Source organism: Sulfitobacter aestuariivivens (assembly GCF_014763045.1).
In the GTDB taxonomy this organism is placed as follows: domain Bacteria; phylum Pseudomonadota; class Alphaproteobacteria; order Rhodobacterales; family Rhodobacteraceae; genus Sulfitobacter; species Sulfitobacter aestuariivivens.
On the sequence record NZ_JACTAG010000002.1, the window covers coordinates 1,479,685 to 1,505,231 of the forward strand.

At 61.0% G+C, this 25,547-nt stretch carries 25 protein-coding genes; 8 read left to right on the forward strand and 17 right to left on the reverse strand.

Going from position 1 to position 25,547, the window contains the following annotated elements; genetic code table 11:
- Positions 1-184: 184 nt before the first annotated feature.
- On the reverse strand, positions 185-802 hold the full coding sequence (locus tag H9Q16_RS17050) for a DUF6647 family protein (protein ID WP_191076609.1): 618 nt from the start codon (positions 800-802) through the stop codon (positions 185-187).
- A 26-nt stretch (positions 803-828) separates the two neighbouring features.
- Here H9Q16_RS17050 and H9Q16_RS17055 point away from each other — a divergent pair, with 26 nt between their 5' ends.
- Positions 829-1,737, forward strand: coding sequence for a LysR substrate-binding domain-containing protein (locus H9Q16_RS17055; RefSeq protein ID WP_191076610.1), 909 nt, complete (start codon positions 829-831; stop codon positions 1,735-1,737).
- A gap of 301 nt (positions 1,738-2,038) precedes the next feature.
- Here the strand turns inward: H9Q16_RS17055 and H9Q16_RS17060 are convergent, their stop codons facing one another.
- The 3 genes from H9Q16_RS17060 to mutY all read right to left on the reverse strand — a co-directional run bounded on the left by H9Q16_RS17060 (position 2,039) and on the right by mutY (position 4,830).
- Entirely contained in the window at positions 2,039-2,479 is a 441-nt protein-coding gene (locus H9Q16_RS17060) for a response regulator (RefSeq protein ID WP_191076611.1), read from the reverse strand.
- Between the two features lie 59 nt (positions 2,480-2,538).
- Positions 2,539-3,693: an alkane 1-monooxygenase gene (locus H9Q16_RS17065; protein WP_191076612.1), complete on the reverse strand. Its 1,155-nt coding sequence runs from the start codon at positions 3,691-3,693 to the stop codon at positions 2,539-2,541.
- Between the two features lie 69 nt (positions 3,694-3,762).
- The gene (gene mutY / locus H9Q16_RS17070; RefSeq protein WP_191076613.1) at positions 3,763-4,830 is read right to left on the reverse strand and encodes an A/G-specific adenine glycosylase; all 1,068 of its coding nucleotides are present in this window, start codon (positions 4,828-4,830) and stop codon (positions 3,763-3,765) included.
- Between the two features lie 84 nt (positions 4,831-4,914).
- On the opposite strand from mutY, the gene H9Q16_RS17075 reads away from it, so the two are divergent.
- From H9Q16_RS17075 to H9Q16_RS17085, 3 genes are read left to right on the forward strand one after another with little or no spacing between them, the layout of a single operon-like run.
- Entirely contained in the window at positions 4,915-5,424 is a 510-nt protein-coding gene (locus H9Q16_RS17075) for a DUF721 domain-containing protein (RefSeq protein WP_191076614.1), read from the forward strand.
- A 22-nt stretch (positions 5,425-5,446) separates the two neighbouring features.
- Positions 5,447-6,124 carry a DsbA family protein gene (locus H9Q16_RS17080; protein WP_191076615.1) on the forward strand — a complete coding sequence of 226 codons (678 nt, stop codon included), beginning with the start codon at positions 5,447-5,449 and terminating at the stop codon, positions 6,122-6,124.
- Positions 6,124-7,236, forward strand: coding sequence for a CaiB/BaiF CoA transferase family protein (locus H9Q16_RS17085; RefSeq protein ID WP_191076616.1), 1,113 nt, complete (start codon positions 6,124-6,126; stop codon positions 7,234-7,236). Before H9Q16_RS17080 ends, H9Q16_RS17085 begins: the two co-directional genes overlap by 1 nt.
- Positions 7,237-7,551: 315 nt before the next feature.
- Here the strand turns inward: H9Q16_RS17085 and lpxK are convergent, their stop codons facing one another.
- The 6 genes from lpxK to H9Q16_RS17115 all read right to left on the reverse strand — a co-directional run bounded on the left by lpxK (position 7,552) and on the right by H9Q16_RS17115 (position 13,839).
- Positions 7,552-8,541: a tetraacyldisaccharide 4'-kinase gene (gene lpxK, locus H9Q16_RS17090; RefSeq protein ID WP_191076617.1), complete on the reverse strand. Its 990-nt coding sequence runs from the start codon at positions 8,539-8,541 to the stop codon at positions 7,552-7,554.
- On the reverse strand, positions 8,538-9,767 hold the full coding sequence (locus H9Q16_RS17095) for a 3-deoxy-D-manno-octulosonic acid transferase (protein WP_191076618.1): 1,230 nt from the start codon (positions 9,765-9,767) through the stop codon (positions 8,538-8,540). Before H9Q16_RS17095 ends, lpxK begins: the two co-directional genes overlap by 4 nt.
- Before the next feature lie 6 nt (positions 9,768-9,773).
- Positions 9,774-10,016, reverse strand: a complete 243-nt coding sequence (locus H9Q16_RS17100; protein WP_191076619.1) for a DUF4170 domain-containing protein — start codon at positions 10,014-10,016, stop codon at positions 9,774-9,776.
- A 50-nt stretch (positions 10,017-10,066) separates the two neighbouring features.
- Positions 10,067-10,843 (reverse strand): 3'(2'),5'-bisphosphate nucleotidase CysQ, encoded by a 777-nt coding sequence (locus H9Q16_RS17105; RefSeq protein WP_191076620.1) that lies wholly within the window; start codon positions 10,841-10,843, stop codon positions 10,067-10,069.
- Positions 10,830-12,176 carry a TldD/PmbA family protein gene (locus H9Q16_RS17110; protein WP_191076621.1) on the reverse strand — a complete coding sequence of 449 codons (1,347 nt, stop codon included), beginning with the start codon at positions 12,174-12,176 and terminating at the stop codon, positions 10,830-10,832. The genes H9Q16_RS17105 and H9Q16_RS17110 overlap by 14 nt, the downstream gene beginning before the upstream one ends.
- Positions 12,177-12,312: 136 nt before the next feature.
- Positions 12,313-13,839 (reverse strand): DUF2125 domain-containing protein, encoded by a 1,527-nt coding sequence (locus H9Q16_RS17115; protein ID WP_191076622.1) that lies wholly within the window; start codon positions 13,837-13,839, stop codon positions 12,313-12,315.
- A 150-nt stretch (positions 13,840-13,989) separates the two neighbouring features.
- Here H9Q16_RS17115 and H9Q16_RS17120 point away from each other — a divergent pair, with 150 nt between their 5' ends.
- On the forward strand, positions 13,990-14,739 hold the full coding sequence (locus H9Q16_RS17120; RefSeq protein WP_191076623.1) for an SDR family oxidoreductase: 750 nt from the start codon (positions 13,990-13,992) through the stop codon (positions 14,737-14,739).
- Positions 14,736-15,362: an enoyl-CoA hydratase/isomerase family protein gene (locus tag H9Q16_RS17125; protein ID WP_191076624.1), complete on the forward strand. Its 627-nt coding sequence runs from the start codon at positions 14,736-14,738 to the stop codon at positions 15,360-15,362. The genes H9Q16_RS17120 and H9Q16_RS17125 overlap by 4 nt, the downstream gene beginning before the upstream one ends.
- 116 nt (positions 15,363-15,478) lie before the next feature.
- Here H9Q16_RS17125 and H9Q16_RS17130 read toward each other — a convergent pair whose 3' ends face one another.
- From H9Q16_RS17130 to H9Q16_RS17140, 3 genes are all read right to left on the reverse strand, one after another.
- A complete protein-coding gene (locus H9Q16_RS17130) occupies positions 15,479-15,964 on the reverse strand; it encodes a RidA family protein (protein ID WP_191076625.1) in 486 nt (161 codons plus the stop codon).
- 35 nt (positions 15,965-15,999) lie between these two features.
- Positions 16,000-17,757 carry an adenylate/guanylate cyclase domain-containing protein gene (locus H9Q16_RS17135; RefSeq protein WP_191076626.1) on the reverse strand — a complete coding sequence of 586 codons (1,758 nt, stop codon included), beginning with the start codon at positions 17,755-17,757 and terminating at the stop codon, positions 16,000-16,002.
- 77 nt (positions 17,758-17,834) lie between these two features.
- Positions 17,835-18,128 (reverse strand): HNH endonuclease, encoded by a 294-nt coding sequence (locus tag H9Q16_RS17140; protein ID WP_191076627.1) that lies wholly within the window; start codon positions 18,126-18,128, stop codon positions 17,835-17,837.
- A 75-nt stretch (positions 18,129-18,203) separates the two neighbouring features.
- Here H9Q16_RS17140 and H9Q16_RS17145 point away from each other — a divergent pair, with 75 nt between their 5' ends.
- Together H9Q16_RS17145 and H9Q16_RS17150 are read left to right on the forward strand one after the other, a co-directional pair.
- Positions 18,204-19,535 (forward strand): mechanosensitive ion channel family protein, encoded by a 1,332-nt coding sequence (locus tag H9Q16_RS17145; protein WP_191076628.1) that lies wholly within the window; start codon positions 18,204-18,206, stop codon positions 19,533-19,535.
- On the forward strand, positions 19,532-20,719 hold the full coding sequence (locus H9Q16_RS17150) for a TIGR03862 family flavoprotein (RefSeq protein ID WP_191076629.1): 1,188 nt from the start codon (positions 19,532-19,534) through the stop codon (positions 20,717-20,719). Before H9Q16_RS17145 ends, H9Q16_RS17150 begins: the two co-directional genes overlap by 4 nt.
- Positions 20,720-20,777: 58 nt before the next feature.
- Here H9Q16_RS17150 and H9Q16_RS17155 read toward each other — a convergent pair whose 3' ends face one another.
- From H9Q16_RS17155 to leuS, 4 genes are all read right to left on the reverse strand, one after another.
- On the reverse strand, positions 20,778-21,365 hold the full coding sequence (locus tag H9Q16_RS17155) for a glutathione S-transferase family protein (RefSeq protein ID WP_191076630.1): 588 nt from the start codon (positions 21,363-21,365) through the stop codon (positions 20,778-20,780).
- Positions 21,366-21,452: 87 nt separating this feature from the next.
- On the reverse strand, positions 21,453-22,451 hold the full coding sequence (gene holA / locus H9Q16_RS17160) for a DNA polymerase III subunit delta (RefSeq protein WP_191076631.1): 999 nt from the start codon (positions 22,449-22,451) through the stop codon (positions 21,453-21,455).
- A complete protein-coding gene (gene lptE, locus H9Q16_RS17165; RefSeq protein WP_191076632.1) occupies positions 22,448-22,921 on the reverse strand; it encodes an LPS assembly lipoprotein LptE in 474 nt (157 codons plus the stop codon). Before lptE ends, holA begins: the two co-directional genes overlap by 4 nt.
- A complete protein-coding gene (gene leuS, locus H9Q16_RS17170) occupies positions 22,908-25,469 on the reverse strand; it encodes a leucine--tRNA ligase (protein WP_191076633.1) in 2,562 nt (853 codons plus the stop codon). Before leuS ends, lptE begins: the two co-directional genes overlap by 14 nt.
- Positions 25,470-25,547: the final 78 nt, after the last annotated feature.

Here is a 25,547-nt window from a genome sequence, read left to right on the forward strand (position 1 = left end):
CCCAGATTTACCGAACACCGCCGGTGCCTGCGGCCTCCACATGAGGTCCGCCTTCAAAGGCACTTACCTTGACCCCGCTTTTCAAAGCGGGGTCTTTTTTGTGGATAACTGTCCGGCCCAACTGGCTATGCTGCACCTTGCAGCAACGTCTGCTTTTCCGTCTTTTGTCGTAGGCGCGCCTTACTTAGTCGGGATGAAAATCGCGTCGACTGCACCCAGATTCCAATACGACTGCGATCCAGTTTACTTTTGCCCGAAGACCACGTTCTCGCAGCCAATTATCCTGTAGGCGGTAGGCCGCTTCTTCCTGCGCACCGGGACAAAAGTAAAATCGTCCCACCTGCCGGGCATGTACGAGTTCATGAAGCAGAACGCTGGCGTCGTGTGGCTTCTTTCGGTCCCATGGAAGGATCAAGTAGATTGTATGCGTGTCCGGATCAAAAAATCCCCGTGTTCGACCAGAGCTCGACGCTGAGGAGCCTCGAAGTGACGCCGCGAAAGACCCGCTGACCAACTGTATTTCTGGGTTTGCGCCAGCGGGTTGAAGGTCCGTGTGTTGATCAAGCCAAGTGTCTAAAACTGCCACCAGTTCTGTGATGCTCTCCGTTTTGCGCCATTCCGGCTCCGGATCGAGACGAACAGTCGCCTCGGCAAAGGCAGAACCGGCAAACATCATCAGTAACCCCAGCCAAAGGCTGGCGGGAAGAGGGCCAGGCATCTTGCACTCCATCGTCGGTTTTTTGGAAATCTTGGAAATGATGTTAGGCTTGGCGCGCAGATCGCACAAAAGACGGTTTTTCATTGTGGGGTGAAAGGAATTCACGACCTATGAGACGCAAACTTCCGCCCTTTGCCGCAGTGCGCGCCTTCGAGGCAGCGGCCCGGCATCTGTCGTTTGCAAAGGCTGCAGACGAGCTTTGCCTGACACCGTCTGCGATTAGTCATCAGGTGCGCGCTTTGGAGGAATATCTTGACACCAAGCTGTTCGAGCGCCGCAATAACAGGTTGCAGCTAACCCTGACCGGGGATGCATATGCGGGAAAAATGACATCGCTTCTGGATGTATTTGAGGCGAGCACCCTGCATGCCGCCGGAACCACAAGCCAGTCTCTGCGCGTTCTGTGTACGCCGGGATTTGCAGCGCGCTGGCTTGTGCCAAGACTCGACCGGTTCGTCGAACCTTCGGCAGTGCGACTTCGCGTTTCTGTTGGTGCTCCATCTACAGATTTTCAGTCAAACGACGCTGACGTTGTCATCGGTTGGGCCGACGATCCCGTTCAGGGTGCTGAGGTCGTGCCCCTGATGCAATCGGGCAGGTATCCGGTCGCAGCCCCAAGCTTCGTGCGTGCGCAATGCATCAAGACCCCGGAAGACCTGCGCAACGTCACACTGATGCACGACGAAACGATGGATCAATGGGCCGAATGGTTCGCTGCGGCCGGCGTAGAACCGCCGGATTTTCCAAGTGGACCTGAGTTTCCGAATTGTGAACTTGCGACATCCGGCGTCGAACAAGGTCTCGGAGTATCGCTTGCCTACGACATAATGGTGCGCGAGACGGTCAAGTCAGGTCGCCTTGTTCGCCTTTTCGAAGCGGTCACTCTTCCGTTCGTGATCTACTCATTCGTGTGTCAACGCAGTCGAGCATCTGAGCCGTTAATTGCTGCATTCCGGGACTTTGTATTCAACGAAGTCGAAGCCGACGGACGGCCGTCGTTTGCAGTCGTCGCGGAATAGTGCGTGTTTTCTGATTGGCAGCGTCGAAAGCGGTCATTGGTTGAGATGCAGCGGATGGCAGCTTCATCCACCAGCCCGACCTCTGCAAAATCGCATGCCACGATCCGCGACGCTGGGCTGATGCGCAGGAACGGGTCTTGACCTTCAAGCGTCTGCGACGATCAACACAGGCACACTCCGCAAAAACCCCGGGACGTCAAACACCCTTCATCCGCGCGGCGGGCGCCATCTGCATCGGCCCCGCCTGTTTCTAACCACAGCATTGCGGCGGCCCTGTCACCTGGCCTCAATCGGCCCCGCCCTAATTCAGCCGCCCCCGTCTCTGGCGCGCGGCCTTGAGGGCGGCAAAGACATAGCGGGCGTCGAATTCCGACTTGTTCAACACGTAGTACACCCCGGCCGAGGCCGCCTTTTCCCACATAAACGGCGACGGCCAGTCGCTGACCATGATCACGGGGATCGTCGCCAGCCGGTCATTGCGCGCCAGTTCCTGTGCGAAATTCGCGCCCAGCCCGTCGGGCAGATTGTTGTCCAGCAAAATCAGGTTAACTTCAGCAGAGCCAAGGATCTCGCGTGCGGACCGCAGGGTTGTCGCCGTCCGGATCTGGACCGGCCCCAGCGACCGGTTCAGCACCCGCGACATCTTTTCACTGTCAAATTCGCTGTCTTCGATGATCAGGCAAGACGCCTGCGCCTGATGCGGCGTCGGAGATGTGGTGGATGGTGTCAGCTGCTGGTGCATGGCCGCCTCGTCTGCAATGGTACCCTTGGAAATGGCAGACAAAGTTTAAGATTGGGTTGTTAGCGCGGCATCGGGGTGGTGGCCTTGTTGTAGGCTTTCCAGTCGGTGATCTCCGGATAATACATCTGCCGCCAGCGCCGCACACGCGGGTTCATCAGGCGTTTCCACAGCGGCGGGATCATCGCAACCATTCCCATGATCGGATAGCTATGCGGCAGTTGCGGGGCTTCGTCAGGACCGTAGGTCTGCAACACCGGAAACCGGCGGTCGGGCTTGTAGTGATGGTCCGAATGGCGCTGCAGATTGATCAGCAACCAGTTCGACGCCTTGTGCGCCGCATTCCATGAATGGCGTGGCTGGACGGCCTCGTATTTCCCGTCCCCCAGATGTTTGCGCGTCAGCCCGTAGTGTTCGATGTAGTTGATCAGTTCCAGCTGCCACACCGCGACCCCGGCCTGCAGAACAAACAGCCCAAGACCAGACCAGCCGCCCAGGGCAACCGCGGCCAGCACGAACACAAGCTGCATCGCCCCGTACCGCCAGAAAGGATTGCCAAGGTCGGTCCAGGGCAGATCCTTGCGCGCCAGCATCGCTTTCTCTGCGCGAAAGGCCGACACCAGCGACCCGATCACCGCCCGCGGATAATAGCGGTGAAACCCCTCGTTATAACGCGCCGTGACAGAATCACGGGGCGTCCCGACATAGCGGTGATGCACCAACAGGTGCTCTGACCGGAAATGCGAATACAGAACTGACGCCAGCAGAATATCCGCACACCACCGCTCCAGTTTGTTCTTCTGATGCATCAATTCATGGCTGTAGTTGATCCCAACCGTGCCCGACATCACGCCAAGCCCGACAAAAAGCCCGATGCGTTCCCATGTGCCCAGATGTTCCGCCTGCGGGGCGTACCAGACCAGCCCCATCACCGTGACGATCTGCAAGGGCACCCAGGCGACCGTGATCACCCGGTACCAGAACATGTCCTCTTCCGTCGCCGACAGATCCGCGTTCTCCAGGTTCAATCCGGCCAAGGCATCCAGAATGGAAAACAGATACCACGTCATCACCACCAGCAGCAGCACCCACAAGCCGCCCCAAAAGGCCGACACCCACGCCAGCGGGATCAACAGCATCGACATGTAAAAGGGCAGCGCGCGGCCAAAGCGCGCAAGATCACCGGGCGGAACGGGGGTTGTGGACTGAATGCTCATCGCCTTGCCTCTGGCTTTGTTGCCAGAGGTATAGCGCACAAACCGCCCCGCACAAAGCCTGCCGCTGCGCTATTTCGTCGCCAGATCAAAGGCCTTGCGCATCACTGTCGGCAGGTCGGATGGCCGGAACTGACCCCTTGGCACAAATGCGCCCCGCAAAGGGTCTTCTTCGTGATCGACGCGGCCAACGTGAATGGTCAAAAGCAGATGAAAATGCGTGAAGGTGTGGCGCACATCGCCCGCCAGTACCTGCCAATCCGCGCCGATCGGCGGCGCCGTCTGGGGCAGGGGGTGTGCGCTGTCGACCCACTCCGACCCGGGCCAGCCCAGCATGCCCCCCAAAAGCCCCTTGTCGGGCCGCGTTTCCAGCAGCCAGGCGCCATCCGCCCTCTGCGCCAGATAGACCACACCGTGCCGCACGGGTTTGGCTTTCTTCGGGGTCTTCTTTGGCAAATCCGGCGCGGTGCCCGCAGCGCGGGCCGCACAGGGATCACGCCAGGGGCAAATGCCGCAGGCAGGCGATCTGGGGCTGCAGATCGTGGCCCCCAGATCCATCACCGCCTGCGCATAGTCACCGGGGCGCAGGTCTGGTGTCAGCGCATCTGCCCGCGCCATCAGTTCCGGCTTGGCGGCCGGCAAGGGCGTGTGAATGTTGTAAAGCCGCGCTATCACGCGTTCGACATTTCCATCCAGCACGGTGTGGCGCAGATCAAACGCGATCGAGGCGACGGCAGCAGCAGTATAGGGCCCGATCCCCGGCAGTTTGATCAAGGCGTCATAGTCTGCCGGAAAGGACCCCCCGTGTTCATCGACCACGGTCCGTGCGCATTTGAGCAGATTGCGCGCCCGCGCGTAATAGCCCAGGCCCGCCCATTCGCCCATGACATCGGCGTCCTCGGCGGCGGCCAGATCCTGCACCCGGGGCCAGCGCGCCATGAACCGCGTAAAGTAATCGCGCACCGTGGCGACAGTGGTCTGCTGCAACATGATCTCGCTCATCCAGACTGCATAGGGGTCTGACCGCTGACCGGCTTTGCGCGCTGCGGGGCCCACGCGCCACGGCATCTCGCGGGCATGCACATCGTACCACTCCAGCAGGATCTGCGGCAGGTCGTCTTGGGAAAGGTTCTCACGCATTCTTTATGGCTCGACGGCGTTCACGGGCTGGTGAACCGGGGGTAAACCCTTATGTTAGGTCCAATTGATCCGGGGACCATAGCCATGCCGCCACGGCGTACCAGTACAAAAGGGTTCAGACGCACCGACAGCCTGCTCAGCGGGCAGATCCGCAAGGCGTCGGAAACCCGTGGCTTTGCCCAATCACAGCTGCTGACCAAATGGACCGAGGTCGCAGGCCGTGACATCGCCGCCATCGCCAACCCCGTTGAGGTCAGCTATGGCCGCGGTGGCATGGGCGCGACACTGACACTGCTGACCAACGGGGCCAATGCCCCGATGCTGGAAATGCAAAAGGAACAACTGCGCGCCAAGGTCAACGCGGTCTACGGCTACAACGCCATCTCGCGCATAAGGATCACCCAGACAGCGGCCACAGGCTTTGCCGAAGGCAAGGTCGCCTTCATGCACAAGACGCCCGAGGCCCCCGCAAAAGCCCCTGATCCAGCGCTGCGGCAAAAAGCAGCAGAAACAGCACGCCCCGTGGCCGACGATGGCCTGCGCTGCGCCCTTGAACGTCTGGGCGAAAATGTATTGAACAGGAACAAACGCTGAAAAGCTGACAAAGGAAGACGACATGAAACGCAGAGATATGATCCTTGGCGGCTTTGCCGTCCTCGGCCTTGGCGGCTGGTACTTCACATCGCAGACCGGCACCGGCGCGATGCCCAACACCGAACTGCCCGGTGCGGCGAACGCCCAGACCAGCAGCGCCGATGTCGATACCTCCGGGATCGAGGAAATGGTGCTGGGCAACCCGGACGCGTCAGTGACTGTCATCGAATACGCGTCCTACACCTGCCCGCACTGCGCAAATTTCCACAATGGAAACTACAAGAAGCTCAAGGCGGATTACATCGACACCGGCAAGATCAAATTCATCTACCGCGAAGTCTATTTTGATCGTCCGGGCCTCTGGGCGTCGATGGTGGCGCGCTGCGGTGGCAGTGAGAAATTCTTTGGCCTGACCGATCTGCTCTACAAGGGCGAACAAGACTGGAAGCGCGCCGGCTCCCCGGCGGACATTGCGCAGGAACTGGGCCGGATCGGACGCCTTGCCGGTCTTGATGGTGACACGCTGGACGCCTGCATGCAGGATCGCGAAAAGGCCGAACAACTGGTCGTGTGGTTTGAACAGAACCGCGACGCCGACGGCGTCCAGTCCACGCCCAGCTTTGTCATCAACGGCCAGCTTTATCGCAACATGGACTACCCCGACATGAAAGCCCTGATCGACGCAGAAATCGGCAGTTGATGGCAGCCCCCCTCGCCGGCCTCAAGGTCATCGAAATGGCCCGGGTGCTGGCAGGCCCCTGGGCGGGCCAGACGCTTAGCGATCTGGGCTGCGAGGTCATCAAGGTAGAAAGCCCCGCTGGCGATGACACGCGCCAGTGGGGGCCGCCCTTCGTGACGCGAGACGAAGATGTCTCCGCCTCCTACTTCCACTCGACCAATCGCGGCAAGGCATCGGTCACCATCGACTTTCGCACCGCCGACGGCGTGGCGCGGCTCAAGGACCTGCTGCAGGACGCCGACATCCTGATCGAGAACTTCAAAACCGGCGGATTGGCGAAATACGGGCTCGACTACGCCAGCCTGCGCGATGAATTTCCGCAGCTGATTTACTGCTCCATCACCGGGTTCGGCCAGACCGGGCCCTATGCCCACCGCGCAGGCTATGATTTCATCATCCAAGGCATGTCCGGCCTGATGTCCATCACCGGGGAACCCGACCGCCAGCCGCAGAAGTCCGGCATGGCCATCACCGACATTTTTACCGGCATCTATGCCACCACCGCGATCCTCGCCGCCCTGCACCAGCGCAGCGAAACGGGGCGCGGGCAACACATCGACATGGCGCTGCTCGACAGTGCGGTGGCGATCATGGGCAATCAGGCCATGAACTACATGACCACAGGCACGCCCCCTGGCCGTATGGGCAACGCCCACCCCAACCTCACCCCGTACGAAGTCTTTGCCGCCAGCGATGGCCACCTGATCATCGCCACGGGCAACGATGGTCAATACCAGCGCCTCTGCCGCCTGCTGGGGCTGGACGACATGGCCGACGCGCCGGAATTTGCCAAAAACGCCGACCGCGTCGCCAACCGCCCCGAGATGATCCGCCGCCTGAACGACGCCACCCGCCAACGCACCCGCGATGACCTTCTCGCGGCCTGCGAGGCGCACAACGTCCCTGCAGGCCCGATCAACGATCTGGCAGACGTCATGGCAGACCCGCAGGTGATCGCGCGCGGCATGCAGATCGACCTGGACGGCGTGCCGGGGCTGCGCTCACCTTTCGTGTTCTCAGACGCCGAACTGGCCCTGCACCGCCCCGCCCCGAAACTCGGCGAAGACGACTGATCCCGGCCTGCCAAAGGATTGTAAGCGTTGGGTTCTCCAAAAACACAATCGTCAATTTCTCACCCAAATCCCCCTGATCCCCTGACCTCTGAACGGCACTACGCGACGGTGCATTTCCCGTCACCTTTACCTTTTATTAACAAAACAGAACCGCACGCTGTGTTAATCCAAGGGACGAGGCTGGATTTCGGTGAAAATACCGACGCAATACCGACGTTATACCGACGCGGTACCGATCTCTGACTCCCCTTGTTTTATGGCGTTAACGCCCGTTTCGCCGTCCCACCCGTTGCGCAGGCTACCGACCGTTGCGTCCTAGCCGCGCGGCAGGCGCGCAAGCGCCTCGAAAAGCGCGTTTTCCTCAGCCAGTTTCAGCCGCACGGGCAGGGTGATCACCTTTGACCGGAAGCTGGCGGGCAGGCGCACTGCGTCTTTCTCCGTGGTGACCAGTTGCGCCCTTCTGGCGATGGCATCCGCCTCCAACCGCGCCATCAGCGCCGGGGTCAGCGGCTGATGATCATCCAATGCCTCGCCACGTACCACGTTGGCGCCAAGCCCCTGTAATGAGGCGAAAAACTTCTCCGGATGCCCGATCCCGGCAAAGGCCAGCACCCGGTGATCCTGCCAGTCCATTCCGGTCATCAGCGGCTCCAGCGATGCGCGCACATGCGGCACCCCGTCGGGCAGCAGGCCGGGGTCAAAGCCTTGCTGGGCGGCCGCGTCTCCGATGCTCAGCAGCAGATCCGCGCGCGCCAGTCCAACCGCGACGGGCTCGCGCAATGGGCCTGCGGGCAGACACAATCCGTTGCCAAATCCCTTGGCCGCGTCCACCACCACGATGGACAGATCATAGGCCACCGCGGGGTTCTGAAACCCGTCATCAAAGACGATCACGCTTGCCCCGGCCTCCACTGCCGACCGGGCCCCCGAAGCCCTGTCGCGCGCCACCCAAACCTCTGAAAACGCAGCCAATAATAGGGGTTCATCGCCAACCTGAGACGCCTTGTGTTTCGCCGGGTCGACCCGCACCGGGCCTTCCAGCGACCCCCCATACCCGCGCGATACAACGTGCGGTTCGTGAAAAAGACCGCGCAGATACTCGACAACAGCCATGACTGTCGGCGTCTTGCCGGTGCCCCCTGCATTGATGTTGCCGACGCATACCGTCGGCACCTCCAGCCGCAGCGGTGTCCCCCGCGCCAGCCGCCGCGCCGTGGCAGCCGCATAAACCGCACCAAGCGGCGACAGCGCGCGGGCGCGCAGATCGGGCCGGGGTTTGTGCCAGAAGGCGGGCGCGCGTTTCATGTGTTTCCTGCCCGTTCATCAAGCATCGTCTGAACCAGTGCGACCACCTTATCCGTCAAATCCGCCCCTTGCGAGATCACATCCCACCCCGCATGTGCCATCGTCGCCGCCTGATCGGGCGCGATCAACCTTGATACTGCCGTACCAAGCGCAGGCGCATCATTGACGATCCGCGCGGCCCCTGCCGCCGCCAGACGGCTGTAGGACGGCAGAAAGCTCCGCACCTTAGGCCCATAAAGCACAGCTGATCCAAGGGCCGCCGCCTCAAGCGGATCGCATCCCCCTTTGTCCGGCACAAGCGAAGACCCCAGAAAGGACACCGGTGCCACCCGGTAAAACAAGCCCCGGTCGGCGGGATCTGCGGTCAGCATCACCTGGGTTGCGTCATCCGGTTCTTCCCCGTCGTCCCAAAAGATGACATCCAGACCCTGTTCAGCCACCTGATCGGCAGTGGGCAAAAGCTGGTCGCTCTCAGCTGGACCAAGGATCAGCAGCAACCGATGCGACAGGCGCAGCGCCTGTCTGTGCGCGGACAGCACGATCTGCACTTCATCCGGCTCTACCCTTGCGGCAAACCACACCGGGCGCCCGCCCAATGACTCTGAAAGATCAGACAGATCACTGTCATCGCAGGGCAAGGCCTGCCCGCCCGCCAGCAATGGCGATGTGACCTCGATCTTGCGCGGCGCCAGCCCCAGTTGGGCCAGCCGCTTCTGACCTGCCGCTGACCGGGCGAACACGTGTGAAAAGGTGCCCAGCAACTTGCGCGTCAGTTCCGGCAGCCAGCGATCGCGTCGGCCATCATACCCCTTGGCATCGGCGTCTATCAGCATCAGCGGGCAGTCCCGGTCGGCGGCGTCCAGTATCAGATTGGGGCGCAGACCGCCCCAGACCCAAACCCCCAGATCAGGTGCCCAGTGATCAAGAAACGCCGTCACAGCCTCGGGGTGTTCGCTGGGCGCATGCTGTGCGATCAAGACCTGTTCGGGCTGTTCTCGCAACACCGGCACGGGGTCCGTCCCTGGCACTGTGATCAGGACGCTCACATCGCCGCGGGTCGCACAGATCCTCCGCGCAAGGTCCTCTACCGCGATCAGCGATCCTGCCTCGCCTGCATGTATCCACACCAGCTCTCCGACGGGGCGCGCGACATCGGGCGCTGCAGTCAACGCCTCGCGCCGCCGGGTCAACGCCCGGTACGCCGTCAGCCCCAGCGACCGCGCCATGGTGGGTTATCCCAGCTCTTCGGTCGAAGACGCCGCTGCCTCTTCATCGCGCAGGCGGTGAAGGTGAGCGATGAAGTAACGCATATGCGCGTTGTCCACTGTCCGCTGTGCCTCACTTTTCCAGGCGTCATAGGCTGCCTGATAGTTGGGAAAAATCCCGACGATATGAATGTCATCAACGTTCTTGAAGGCCGTTTCGGTCGGCGTGACAAGTTCTCCGCCAAAGACAAGGTGAAGGCGTTGGGTCATGGGCGCATCCTATTCCAAAGGTTCCCATCTTGGGTATCAGATAGGGTCCGTCACGCAAGGGCAGAGGTCAGAGCGGCATGGGCATGCGCACTGCCCGCAACCACCCCGTCAGTGCGCGGATCGGCATTGTTGAACCGCAAGGGCGCGGCCAGACGATCAGATGCGCCGCCGCCCGCTTCGGTCACGATCAACGTGCCGGCTGCGATGTCCCATTCCCATGTGGGCCGTAGCGTAAGCATCCCGTCAAACCGCCCTTCGGCCACTAGCGCAAGGCGGTAGGCCAGCGAGGGGCGATAGGTGCGCTGAAACGTCGGGGACACCGCCCCGCGCCAGTGTTTCACGGCCATCGTCGGACGCGCGGCAAGCACCGTCATCCGCGCGATCTGATCTTCGCCATCGGCCCGGATCGGGACGGCGTTCAGCGTGGCACCCCCGTCCAGAGATGCCGCATAAAGCTTGTCACGCATCGGCAGGTAAACCACCGCCGCCGTGACCACGCCGGCCTCTGCCACCGCGATGGAATGGGCCCAGGTGTTCGAACCTTCGACAAAGCTGCGCGTGCCGTCGATGGGATCGACGATAAAGACCCGCTCGCGATCAAGGCGCGCGGTGCTGTCCTCAGTCTCTTCTGACAGCCAGCCATAGTCGGGGCGCGCGCCGATTAGTGTCTCGTGCAACAGATCGTTCACCGCCAGATCGGCTTCGGTGACCGGGCCTGCATTGTCCGGCTTGTCCCACCGCTGCGCTGTCTTTCCGACAAATCCGCGCGCAACGTCTCCTGCCTTGCGCGCGGCGTCAATCAGCAGGTCCAGATCATGCGCCGGCAAGGGTCATTCCCGGCACCAGAAGGGATGGGACAACGCGGCTGAGGTGCACACGCGCGTCATTGGCAGGCACAATACTGGCCAGCATCTCGCGCAGATTGCCCGCGATGGTGCATTCGTTGATCGCATGGGTGACCTCGCCGTTCTCAACCCACAGCCCAGCGGCCCCGCGCGAATAATCGCCCGTATTGGGATTGATCGTGCTGCCGATCATCGACGTCACCAGCAGGCCCGTTCCCATGTCCCTGATCAGGTCGTCGCGCGACGCGCTACCTTGGGTCAGCGACACATTCCAGTTCGTGGGCGTCGGCGCAGCGCTTGTCCCCCGCGCCGCATTCGCGGTCGAGGAAAGCCCAAGTTTGCGCGCGTTCGCCAGATCCAGCGTCCAGCCTTTCAGAACGCCATCCTTGACCAGCGCACGCCGGGCGGTTGGCAACCCTTCGCCATCGAAGGGGAGCGAGCCCGTGGTACGAACGCGGTGCGGATCTTCTTCAAGGTCAAGACCCGCAGGCAACACCATCTCGCCCATCGCATCACGTAGCCATGACGCGCCGCGCGCAATCGCAGCCCCGTTGATCGCGGACAATAGATGCCCGATCAGGCTGGCGGAAATGCGTTCGTCAAACAGAACCGGAAAGCTGCCCGTCGGCGGCTTGCGCGGGTTCAGCCGCGCCAGCGCGCGGTGGCCGGCCGAGGTTCCAATATCAGCAGGCCCGCGCAGATCACTGCGGAAAATACGGCTGTCACCATCATAGTCCCGCTCCATCCCCAGACCTTCGCCGGCAATGGCCACGCAGGAATGCCCGCTGTTGGTGCGCCGGTAGCCGCCTTCAAATCCGTTCGAGGCGGCCATCCAGATCTGCTGACTGCCATAACTTGCGCTGGCCGACTGCACCTGTGTGACGCCCTTGACGGCAAGTGCTGCGGCTTCTGCCTGTGTGGCGTCCTTCTGCAGGGTGGCGGGCGACGGCTCTTCCGACGGGTCGTGCATTTGAAGGGCATTCACGTCCCAGTTCCGCGCAATCTGATCGGCATCCGCCAAGCCCGCATAGGGGTCTTCGGGCGCTTCACGGGCCATGGCAACAGCACGGGCGGCCATTTCCTCGATGGTGCGCGATGAGGTATCTGACGCCGACACATTGGCAAATCGCCTGCCCACGAAGGCGCGCAATCCGATGTCGATTCCTTCGGCGCGCTCCGCCTGCTCAAGCGCACCGCCACGCACATCTGCTGTCAGCGCTGTTTCCTCGACAGCCAGCGCATCAGCGCTGTCGGCACCGGCCTTGCGGGCCGCGTGCAAAAGGGACTGTGTCAGCTCCGAGAGTGGCTGTGTCATGAATGCGGCTCCTTGGCGGGGGACACGGCACAGGTAATCCGCACACGCGCGCAGGGCAAGGGCCTGACCCTAAGCAGGTTTCGGCAAAAAAAACAGGCGCACCCTTCGGCGCGCCCGCTTTGTAACTGTATCTGGGCTATTTGATGCGCTGGCCGTTTGCCAAAACCTGGCCGTCCTGCGTGAATTCAACAGTGGACTTCAGCGTGTCAGGCGCATCGCCCGGCACCGCGAAAAGCCCCATCATCATGCGCGCACCCATCGCCTGCTCTTCCGGCAAAAGACCCATCGCGACCAACTTGTCCATCAGACCGTTTGCCCCCGCCAGCGAGAGGTTTACCGCGCCAACCGGCTTGGGCATGCCGGGAAAGGTGGTCATGTCGGTGTTATCAAATGTGACATCGCCCGTGCCTGCCAGCCGCGCGCCAACCGCATCGACCAGCACTTCGCTGATGCTCAGCGATCTCAGCTCGCCTGGTGCGCTGCCAGCCATCTGCGCGGCTGCATCCGGATCCATGATGTCGATGTCCAGCTTGGCCTGACCCGACAGATCCAGTTTGATCGTTGCGGGATCACGCGGAAGCTGGCTGGCGGGATCAAAGATCGACCAGATCATGTCGGACATCACAAAATCCGCCATTGTGATGCCAAAGGCAAAATCCTGCGGGTCGTCTGATTTGCTGACCGGCATCGCAAGGTTGAACGCACCCTGCGCCATGCTGATGTCGATCGGGAAGGGCAGCTCAGCCACCTGAACATTCATCTTCAGATCGTTCTGCTGGCCTTGATAGGCAAGCTTGTCCGCGCTCATCTCGACACCAAGCGTGCCGCCGGAGGTTGACGTCGTCGCCGCGAAATTGCCGTTCTGGGGGTCGGTCACATTGGTCTGCGAATTGCCCGCGCCATAGGTAAACCCACCGGCAACGGCAAACCCTGCTTTCATCATCGCAGACATATCGCTGGCATCCGTGATCGTCATCGGAATGTCGCCACCACCGTCAAAAGCCAGGTCTGCAACGGACCCGATTATGGAAAACGTCCCTTCCTGCTTGGGGTCCTTGACGGCAATATCGTATGAAAGATTCTGAAGCTGGCCGGTCTGCTGGTAGCTGCGCTTGTCAGACACCGTCATCACGGTGTTGCTGCTCAGCCCGGTGCCCTGCATGCGAACTTTGGCATTCTCTTCGCCGAAATCTTCATCTTCCACCTGCAAACCTGTCAGCGTCAGGCTAAAGCTGTCGGCGGTGTGGTCATAGGTCATCTCTTCGGGGGAACCGCTGACCATGAGGCTGTGTCCCGAATGGCCATAGACAAACGACATCGACAACTGCTTGTCCCCCTGTTCAGCAACCTCGATTGCAAAGGGCAGATCTTGCGGAAACACAACTTCAACCGATCCATCGCCGTTCTGGACAAAGGACAGCGATCCCATGGACATCGACATCGCGCCGGCATTATCTGGCAAATCAATTGACATCGTGATGTCGCTGACCGTCAGATCACTGCCGCTGGCGGTTTCGCCAGCGCTGATCTGATAGCCCATGGTCTCAAGATACTGGCGCCAGTCTCCCCATACCTGAGCGGGGGTCAAATCAGCCAGCGCGGCCTGTGACATCATGACAATCGGCAGGGCAAGGCCGAAACGAATAGGGGTAATCCGAGACATGGGAGATCCTTTTTACTGAAAGTTGCACATAAAGTCCGATAATCCATGCCCAGCGTCAAGCAGGCTTGGGGCTGGACCCTCCGCGGGGCAAGGATTACCAATGGGTCTGCGAAACACTCTCCCATCCGACAAGATTGATTGGAAACTGCCATGGACATGACAGGCAAGACCGTAATGATCACCGGCGCCAGCCGCGGCATCGGCGCCGCCGCAGCCCGCGAGTTTGCGGCCAACGCGGCCAATGTGGCTCTGCTCGCGCGCTCGCAGGACGCCATTACCGAACTGCAGGGCGACATCGGCGACAAGGCCATCGCCATCCCCTGCAACGTCGCCCGCTATGCCGAAATGTCGGCGGCCGTAGAAACCACTCTGCAGGCGTTCGGCAGCCTTGACGTGCTTATCAACAACGCCGGCGTGGTAGAGCCGATTTCCCACCTCGCGGATGCCGATCCCGACGCTTGGGGACAGGTGATCGACATCAATCTCAAGGGCGTTTTCAACGGCATTCACGCGGCCCTTCCGGCGCTCAGGGCATCGGGCCGCGGGTCGATCCTGAATATCTCGTCGGGCGCGGCACATGGCCCGGTCGAAGCCTGGAGCCATTATTGCGCGTCAAAGGCCGCCGTGAACATGCTCAACCGCTGCGTGGACAAGGAAGAGCGCGCCAATGGCATCCGCGCCATCGGTCTGTCGCCCGGAACGGTTGCTACCGAAATGCAGCGCGAGATCAAGGCCTCGGGCATCAATCCGGTCAGCCAGCTGGCATGGGAGGATCACATCCCCGCCGAATGGCCCGCCAAATGTCTTGTCTGGATGTGCTCGCCCGATGCTGATGCCTACATCGGCGATGAGATATCCCTGCGTGACGAAAGCATACGCAAGGCTGTTGGCCTGATATGATCCGTCTGGACCAGACCGACGGGGTCTGGACGGTCACCATTGACCGCCCTGACAAGGCCAATTCGCTGACCCACGCCATGCTGACCGAACTGTCCGAAATCATGGAGGCAGCACAGGACGCCCGTGCCGTGATCCTTACCGGCAACGGCAAGGTCTTCAGCGCCGGGGCCGATCTCGAGGCCGCGCGCGCGGGCCTCGCCACGTCGGATGTCTGGGAACGACTGTCGGGCGCCATCGCCGCCCTGCCGGGGCTTAGCATTGCTGCCCTGAACGGCACACTGGCGGGGGGTGCCATGGGCATGGCGCTGGCGTGCGATCTGCGGATTGCCGTGCCGGGGGCCAAGTTCTTTTATCCGGTGATGAAACTTGGCTTTCTGCCGCAGCCCTCGGACCCAGCGCGCATGGCGGCACTCATCGGACCAGCACGCACCAAGCTGATCCTGATGGGCGGGCAGAAAATCACGGCAGAGGATGCGGTTTCAATGGGTCTGATTGACCGCATTGTGGGTCCTGAGGACCTGCTGGTCACAGCCAGAGAGCTGGCCGCCGATACCGTGGCTGCCGATCCGGATATTGCACGCGGCATCAAATCGCTTTGCAACGGGGGCCAGCGACAGGCCTAGATCAGCGGCACGAACGGCACGTCACAGGCACTTAGCAAGGTCAGGGCAGCAAGGGTCAGGAATAGTCGCATTTGGGTGCCTCATGATTGTCTTGCCCCAGCCTGTGGCGTTGGCCCTCAGGTGTCAATCAGCACTTCGCCTTCAATCTCCATCGCAAATCCCATGGGCAGACCCGCAACCCCGAGTGCAGACCGGGCATGCCGCCCGATCTCGTCGCCGAAAAGGTCGATCACCAGATCGCTGAATCCATTCACCACGACATGCTGTTCGGTATACCCCGGTGCGGACGTGACCATTCCAAAGACCCGCATCCAGCCGGTAATCCGCGACAACTCACCGATCTCAGCTTTGATGTTGGCCAACACAGACAGGCCGATTGCCCGCGCGTGCGCATAGCCTTCGTCGGTTGTGACATCATCGCCAAGCACCCCAAAGGGCCCGTCAATACTGCCGTCCGCGGCGCTTTTGGGGTGCCCCGAAAACAACAGGCGATTGCCCCGGACATTGATGAAAGAGAAGGGCAGGCGCAGCCCCGGGGGCAAAACAGTCGGGGCGGGCAAGGTCAGTCCAAGAGAGGTCAGTTTTTCCTCGGGGGTCTGCATGTCGGGCATCCTGTGAAGTTGCGGGTACGCCCAGACTAACGCGCATCCGGCGCGATGTCCCCCAGTCCGGCAAGGCGCAGCCCCGAAACCAGCTTCTTCCAGTCATCGACGTTGCGCCACATGCTGCGAAACCCGCCAGCCAGCGCCGCGACAGTCTCTTCCGGCGGGTCGAGATCGCGACTTGAGCATTCCTCCCGGCGGTGCTGGATGAAAACGCGCAATGCGGCTTGCGCATCGTCACGCCGGCCCGCGTGCGCATAGGCGCTAGCCAGAAAGGCATCTGCCAGCGAATTCAGCCGTGCCTCTCCAATCAGTTTGCTGACCGCATCGTCATACCGCCCCTGAAAGAAATAGATCTGGCCCATGATCCAATCCAGTGATGGCGGATGCAGCGGATCAAGCCGCATCGCTTCGATCACCACATCTGCCGCCTTGTCGTGCTGGCCCAATAGCAAAAACCCATAGCCGCACCAGGCCATCGATTCCGCTTCGTTCACTATCAGCGACAGCGTCTTGGAAAACTGCGCATCGGCTTGGTCCCACTGGCTTGCGCACAGATAGGCATATCCAAGCTGGTCCTGAATATACACATCCCGATTGTCGAGTGCGGCCCCCCTGCGCGCAATCTCCAACGCGTGCAGTGGCGCGTCCGGGTCGGCCAGTCCCAGCCAAAGATCAACCACATAGGTATCGGCAAGATACATGTAGACCCGCGCATAGGCAGGGTCGATATCCAGTGCGGCCTTGAACAACGTACGCGCTTCTGCGGTGTCAGCCGCATTCAACCCGTCCCGCAGCGCCTTGCCCCTGAGCAGCAATTCATAGGCCTTCATGTTCTCGGTGGGCTTATGAGCAACCTTGTCGGCCACGTCGCGCTGCACCCTGCCGGGCAGAACAGCGACAATGCTGCGGGTCAATTCATCCTGAACCGCAAAGATATCCTCCAGTTCCCGGTCATACCGATCGGCCCAGATATGCTGGCCCGTTGCGGCATCGATCAATTGGGCAGAAACCCGCACGCGGTTTCCGGCTTTCCGGACGCTCCCTTCGACCAGATATCCGACGCCAAGCTTGGCGGCGATGTCTTGTTCGCTCAGTTCAGTGTCCCGGAACTGAAACGAAGAATGGCGCGCCAGAATGACAAGCGTCTTGAAGCGCGATAGCCCGGTGATGATGTCTTCTGAAATCCCATCACTGAAATACTGCTGCTCTGCGTCTCCACTCATGTTTGCAAAGGGCAGAACGGCAATTGTGGGCTTTTCGCTCTCGGCGGGGCGGGGGGGTGTCGCGCGTCTGTCTGTGCGGGGCCAATGAAACAGGCGCACGGGCGCGGGGATGTTTTTCAACTGTACCTCGCCTGCGTCCTCGAACCCATCCTCGACAAGGTTTCCAAGGCTTTCGTACACAATCGACGAAATACAAACGCCCCCCGATTTCGCCGACGCCTCCAGACGGGACGCCAGGTTCACCCCATGCCCATAGATGTCATCGCCTTCCACGATCACATCGCCCAGATGCACCCCGATCCGCAGCCTGAGGCCTGCGTCCTGTGCGTTGACATCTTTCTGAATGCGGATGGCACAGCGCACCGCCTCGACAACCGACGGGAACTCAACAAGCGTCCCGTCGCCGATCAATTTGATGATGCGGCCGCCAAATCTGGAAACTGTGGGGAAAAAGACCGTATCGCGGTGGTCTTTGAGCAACTGCAACGCGCTGCGCTCATCTTCGGCAACCATCGAGGAATATCCGACAACGTCAGCTGCAAGTATGGCTGCAAGCCTGCGTTCCAAATCTTACCCTCCGATCGCGAAAAGTATTCAACGGACGCCCCGGAAACACCATAGCTACTTTATCCTCGCGGCGGGACTTACCGTTTGCGCATCCCACCGGGCACCTTTGACGAAAACCCGGGTGGGCGCTTGGCCACCCACTTTGCAAACCGCGCCAGCCGTGGATGACGGCGGAGCGCCTCTGGCGTGTTAAAGTCGCGGGCCAACTCTGCCTCCGTCAGGCTGGCGTGCACCTCGCGATGGCAGATGTGATGCATCAACACGGTCGGGCCGCCCTTGCCCCCTTTCAGCTTTGGGATGAGGTGATGCAGGCTTTGCTTAACCTCAGGCGGTATTTCGCGCCCACACAGGGGGCATATCGGGTGCGACATCGGCTTGGCCCTTGATCCTTTCAGGTTTGGCGGGCAAGAGGATGGACCATTATCCGCGCAAGACAAGGCAATCTCATGGAGCTTGATCTCTCCGATCAGCCGGAAATCGTTCAGCAGGCCTATGGCTACGCCGTTCAGGCCTATGAACTGGCGCTCAGCTGGTTGCTGAGCCCTGCGGCCTGGTCGCAGTTTGCCCTGCTGGTGGCGGCTTACCTTCTTGCGGTGCTGATCACACGGCGCCTCCGCCCCGCCTTGGCGCGGGTTATCGACCCCGGTGACAAAGAAAACATCCTGACCGCGCCGCGCCGTTTCGTGTTGCAGTTCCTGCCATTGCTCCTGCCCCTGCTGGCCTATGTGCTGACCGGTGTCGGTGAAGGCATTGTGCGGTCGATCTTTGACAGCGGATCGGTGATTGCCTTTGGCAAACGTGTGTTCCTATTCATGGCGGCGCGTGCGCTGGTTCGCGACATCATCACTGATCCGTTCCTCAAGCTTCTGGGTCGGTACGCCCTGATGCCGATCATGGCGCTTTATGCGCTGGGGCTTCTGGAGGTGGTCAACACGCTGCTGTCCGAGACCGTTGTCGGCGTTGGTAATATCCGCTTTTCGCTGATCACGGTGGTGCGCGGGATCATCTTTGGGTCGCTTTTGTTCTGGCTTGGCCAATGGTCCAATACCCAAACCTCGGCACTGATCGAAAAGAACCAGGAACTGCGTCCTTCCATCCGGCAATTGTCGATCAAGGTCGTGGAATTCCTGATCTTCGGCGTCGCGTTCATCTTGTTGATGAACATCATGGGCATCAACCTCAGTGCGCTGGCCATTCTCGGCGGTGCCATCGGCGTGGGCCTTGGCTTTGGTCTGCAAAAGATTGCGTCGAACTTCATTTCCGGCGTGATCCTTCTGCTCGAGGGGCAGGCGACCGTGGGTGATTTTGTGTCGCTTGACGGCGGCGAGGAAGGTACGATTGTCAAAATGACGGCCCGGGCTGTCATTCTGGAAACCTTCGACGGACGCTGGATTGTCGTGCCGAACGAAGACTTCATCATCACGCGCGTGGTGAATTATTCCGACAGCGGTTCTGCCAACCGGTATGAGGCACCCTTTTCGGTCAGCTATGACACCGATATCAACCTTGTTCCGGACATTATCGAAAAGGCAGTGGCGCAGCATCCCGAAGTGTTGGACGATCCCTATCCGCCGGATTGCGAATTGCGCGGCTTTGGCGACAGCGGCATCGATTTTGCCGTCGAATTCTGGGTTAACGGGCTGGATGATGGCCCCAACAAGTACACCTCTGATGTGCTGTTCCTGATCTGGAACGCCCTCAAGGACGCCGACATTGAAATTCCGTATCCGCAGCGTGTGGTCGAGATTAAAGGCGGGTTGCCGCAATCCTCTCCGTGAGCCGCGCGGTCGTCATCGGCGCGGGTCCGGCAGGCCTGATGGCCGCAGAAGTGATGGCTGATGCCGGGCTTGCCGTCACCCTCTGCGACAGCAAACCATCGGTGGGTCGCAAGTTTCTGATGGCGGGCAAATCCGGCCTGAACCTGACAAAGGACGAAGCGCGCGCGCCTTTCCTCACTGCTTTCACCGACCGCCAGGCCCCCCTGCGCCCGATGCTGGACGCCTTTGATGCATCCGCCGTGCAGGACTGGGCCCGAGGGCTGGAACAAGACGTTTTTACCGGGTCAACAGGCCGTGTTTTTCCCAAGGCCATGAAAGCCTCGCCGCTGCTGCGTGCGTGGCTCGGGCGGTTGGCAGGCAAAGAGGTGCAGATCAACACTCGCTGGCACTGGCAGGGTTGGCACAAGGGCGCACTGCAGTTTGACACACCGGACGGCCGCCAGACGCTGAGCCCCGCAGTCACAGTTCTGGCGCTGGGCGGGGCCAGCTGGGCCCGACTGGGGTCAACAGGGGCATGGGCGGATATCCTGCGCGCGGCCGGTGTCGCGGTCGTCCCCTTTGCCGCCGCCAACGCCGGGCTGTCGGTCAACTGGTCACCGCACATGCAAAAACACCTTGGTGCGCCGTTGAAAGGTGTCGCCTGGACCAGCGGCCCCTACCGCTCGCGCGGCGAGGCGACGCTGTCTGAGCGGGGACTGGAAGGCGGTGGCATCTACAGCGTGTCGCGCGGGGTGCGCGAAGGCCATGGCGTGTCGGTGGATCTGCTGCCGGATCTCACGGTGCCCGAGATCACGGCCCGGCTCAGCAAATCGCGCGGCAAAGCCAGCCTGTCAAACCACCTGCGCAAGACGCTCAGTCTGACACCCGCGCAGATCGCATTGGTACAGGAAATGGCCCGCCCCCTGCCCGCGGGCCTGCGGGCGACTGCACGCCTGTTGAAGGCCCTGCCGATTGTGCACACCGGTCTGCGCCCAATTGACGAAGCAATCTCAACGGCAGGCGGTGTGTCTTTTGAGGCGCTCGATGCGGGCCTGATGCTGTGCGACATGCCGGGGGTTTTTGTCGCAGGTGAAATGCTGGACTGGGAAGCCCCCACGGGGGGTTATCTGATTTCTGCGTGCCTCGCCACGGGACGCTGGGCCGGCCAGCACGCGGCCGACTGGGTCGCGCACCGGAAAATTTGACATTTTCCGAACCGTTTTCTTTCAAAGATAACGGTTCGGATTTTTTGGAAAAATCCGCTTATGCCCGTGCCTGAACCGCAGTGAAGGCGGGGCGCTCGCGCAAGCCTTTGGCCCAGAGGTTCAACTTGTCATCGACGCGGGGAAACTTGGCGCCAATGGACCAGTTCAGGCAGTGCACGGCCATGATGTCGACGATCGTCATCTCATCGCCCATCAGGAACGGCCCTTCCAACCGGTCGGACAGCACCGCGGCAGAGCGTTCGAATTCCGCTTTCAGGGCGTCCTTGATTTCTGGCACACGTCGATCTTCGGGAAAGACAAACGCGTGTTTGGCGTACGTCCACAGGACCGCGTCGAATTCATCGATGAGCCACAGCATCATCGCATCCTGCCGGGCGCGCGCCGGGGTGCCTGCAGGGGCCGTCAGCGCGCCGTGCTTGTCGCCCAGATAGGTCATGATCGCGACACTGTCGGTCAGCACCTCGTCACCGTCGACAAGCGCGGGGATCTTGCCCAGAGGGTTGTATTTCATCGTTTCTGCGCTGCGCGGCCCGGACGGCACATGCTCAAAGGGTTGGCCGATTTCTTCGAGCATCCACATCACGCGGAAACCTCGGGATTTGATGGTGCCGATCACGGTATACATGATGTGTCCTTTCTTGGATCGCAGTGTTTTGGGCGGGTGTCAGAGATGAGTTTACGGGAAAGATGAAGCGGGGTGCCTTTTATTGTCTCAGCGTTGGGCGCCCAGCATCGCCAGACGGATAAAAGCGCGTTCAACAAGTGCCAGCGCAGGGGCATGTTGTCCGGCGGATCGCAGGGTAAGGTCGGTGTCTGTCAGGACTGTCAAAGCGGTTTCCAGTTTGGCCGCGCCCCAGCTTTTGGCCTGACGTTGCGCGCGGTCGCGATCCCGCACCCCCCAGATCGGCGCGCCGGGGCTGGCGGCGATACGGTAGAGCGTGCGGAAGTGGCGCGTGGCCATGATGGTCAGCGTCACAGCATTGACCCCCTGCGCCTGCAGCTTGGCCATGACGGGCCCGATGTCGCCCGTACGGGCCTCTGCCACCACGTGCAGGATGTCATCCACATCCGCCTCGGTCGAGGTCGGCGCACAGGCGGCAACATCATCCGTCGTCAGCGGTGTGGAATCGTTCAGTTTGTAGAGCGACAGTTTTTCCAACGTCTGGCGAAAGTCACCGGGATCAATGGCGCGAGCCAGATCGCTGAGCAGTTCCATGGCGTCGGCCTCTGGCGACAGTCTGGCCTCTGCCAGCATGCGCTCGATCTCGGCTCGGTCGGGCGGGGAATCATAGATCGCGGCGGCATAGGCGTTCTTGTGCCCTTCAAAGGCTTTCAGCACTTTCGAGGTCTTTTTCAGATCCCCCCCGGTCACAACGATCTGCGCATCGCCGGGCTGCCAGTCGGCCAAGGCATCCACGAGGATTTTGGCGATGTTGTCATTGGCCTCTTCAACAAGGGCCGCGCGCGGGCCGGGGAAAAACCCGACCGCCTTGATGGCATCCAACAGCATCGCCGGGTCGCGCCGCAACTCGCCTGCAGACATCCGCGTCAGACGCATTTCCGTTTCGGCATCCGGGCCCAGCAGGTTTTTCAGGAACTCCTGCCGCTTCAGCGCCACCCGCATCGCATCGCCGCCGTAGATCAGCAGCCCGGTCTTGCCTGCGTCGGGCCGCGCGAAATAGGCATTGGCGTCGCGTGTGTTCAGCTTCATGAAATGCCGGTCGTGATCAGCCGCGTCACAATCTGGTCCGCAAGGATATTCATCAGCCGCTCTTGCGCGTCCTCTTCGGCGGCCAGCGTCGCGACGGTGGTGCCGGTGGCAGAATATCCGGTGAAATTCTCGACCCGGCCAGATGTCACCACCTGCCCGGTGGCCAGATCGCTCAGGGCATAGTCCACTGCCCCAAGCAGATTGAAGCGCCGTGTGTTGCCCTCAGGGTCAATGGCCAGCCCTTCCTGGGTCGTGGCGATTGTCAGCGACAGCCCGTAGGCCGGGACGGCGGCGCGGCCCAGCCTTTCTTCGAGTTCGCGCACAAGCAGAAAGCTTTCGCGGTCCTCGGGGGCATCGACCAGCACACGGTTTCGCAGGGCGGCGCCGCTGCCGCCGGGGCCATAGACGGGCTGGAACCCGCAGGCAGCCAGCGCCAGCGGCGCCAAAAGCGCTGTTCTACGCGACCACATTCACAATCCGTCCCGGCACAACGATCACCTTTTTCGGCGCAGCCCCATCAAGGGTGCGAATGACAGCTTCGTGGGCGAGGGCGATTTTTTCAACCTCTTCTTTGGAGGCCTCCGCCGCCACCTGTATTTCCGCCCGCCGCTTACCGTTGATCTGAATGGGCATGGTGATCGTGTCATCCTTGAGCATCGCCTCATCGGCCTGCGGCCAGGGCGCATGCACGATCAGGCCCTCACCACCCTGGTGGGCCCAGATGTCTTCGGCCAGATGCGGTGTCATCGGCGACATCAGTTGTGCCAGCGTCATGATGGCCTCGCGTTGGGCGCCATGGCTGGCCTTGGATTTCTGCAGTGTCGCGGTGAAGGCATAAAGTTTGGCGATGGCCGCGTTAAAGCCAAAGGATTCCACGCCCATCGTCACATCATGGATCGTCTTGTGCATGGCGCGCAGAAGATCCTCATCCCCGTCGCCAGCGGCATTTTTGTCCATGTTCCCAATACGGTCACACAGGTTCCAGACGCGGGTCAGGTGCTTGAATGCGGCCTCCGCCCCGGCGGCGGTCCATTCCACATCCCGTTCGGGGGGTGAATCGCTCAAAACGAACCAGCGCGCGGTATCCGCGCCATAATTCGAGATGATGTTCAGAGGATCGACAACATTGTTTTTGGACTTGGACATCTTGGCCGAGGGAACGACCTCTACCTCAGCACCGCCGTCCCTGAGAAATGCCTTGCCGTCGCGCAGATCAACCTCTTCGGGATAATGATACGTCGGACGACCATCCTGTGTCGGCGTCTGATAAATCGCGTGGGTTACCATGCCTTGCGTGAAAAGCGCGTCAAAGGGTTCTTGCGCAGATTTGGGCAAATGTCCGGTGATCTGCATCGCGCGGGCGAAAAAGCGGGCATAAAGCAGATGGAGAATCGCATGCTCCACCCCCCCGATATACTGATCCACGTTCATCCAGTACGCAGCATCTTCGGCAATCGTCGGCGTATCAGCACGCGGCGCCGTGAACCGCGCGAAATACCAAGACGAATCGACAAAGGTATCCATCGTGTCGGTTTCACGCTTGGCATCTGCACCGCAGGCGGGGCAGGCACAGTCGCGCCAGGTCGGGTGACGATCCAGCGGGTTGCCGGGCACGTCAAAGCTGACGTCATAGGGCAGCTCAACCGGCAGATTCTCTTTCTTTTCAGGCACCACGCCGCAGCCATCGCAATGGACGACCGGGATCGGGCAGCCCCAGTAGCGCTGGCGGCTCAGACCCCAGTCACGCAGGCGGAATTTGGTGACGCCCTGGCCCACGCCATTGGCCTCGCAAAAGGTGATGGCCGCGTCGATGCCTTCAAGCCCGGTCTGCCATTGGTCGCCTGCAAAGCCACGATTGTAGAAGACTTTGTCGGTTTTGGGGGGCACGTAGGCTTCGGTCAGTTCTTCATCCGCGTCCTCGGACGGCAGGTAGGTCGAGATGATCGGCAACCCGTACTTGGTCGCAAATTCAAAATCGCGCTCGTCATGGGCGGGGCAGCCGAAAATCGCGCCGGTGCCGTAGTCCATCAGGATGAAATTGGCGATATAGACAGGTAATTCATGGGCGGTATCAAAGGGGTGACGCACGCGGATGCCAGTGTCAAAGCCCAGCTTTTCCGCCGTTTCGATGGCTTCTTCGGTGGTGCCACCTTTGCGGCAGTCAGCAACAAAGGCAGCGACGTCTTCATTGTCGCGCTCCAACACCTTGGCAAGCGGGTGATCCGGCGAGATACCAACAAAGGACGCCCCCAGCAGCGTATCGGGGCGGGTCGTGTAGACCTCGATCTTTTCATGACCATCCGGTGCATCAACGGTGGAAAAGGCAAACTGAAGCCCGCGCGATTTGCCGATCCAGTTGGCCTGCATCAGCTTGACCTTGGCGGGCCAGTTATCAAGCGAATCGAGCGCCTCCAACAACTCCTCGGAATAGTCAGAGATCTTGAAGAACCACTGCGTCAACTCGCGCCGTTCGACCAAAGCGCCCGACCGCCAGCCGCGCCCGGCCTCGACCTGTTCATTGGCCAGCACGGTCATATCGACCGGGTCCCAGTTCACGATGGCATTCTTGCGGTAGACCAGGCCGGCCTCAAGAAAATCAAGAAACAACGCCTGCTGTTGGCCGTAATAGCCCGGGTGGCAGGTGGCCAGCTCGCGCGACCAGTCGATCGACAGGCCCAGCGGCTTCATCTGCTCTTTCATGTCCGCAATGTTGCTGTAGGTCCAGTCAGCCGGGTGGCCACCAATGGCCATGGCGGCGTTTTCAGCGGGCATGCCAAAGGCATCCCAGCCCATCGGATGCAGCACGTTATGACCTGTTGCGATCTTATAGCGCGCGATCACGTCGCCCATTGTGTAGTTGCGCACGTGTCCCATGTGGATGCGGCCCGAAGGGTAAGGGAACATCTCAAGCACATAGTACTTTGGCTTGTCGGCGTCGCGTACGGCCTTGAAGACCTCGTTTTCGGTCCACGCCGCTTGCCAGCGGGCTTCGATTTCGGCGGGTGTATATCGGGGCATCGGAACGGGTCTCGTTTTACGTGAAAGCGCCGGGCTGTCTGATTCACAGGGCCCGGCGCATCAATGGGGTGACTAAGG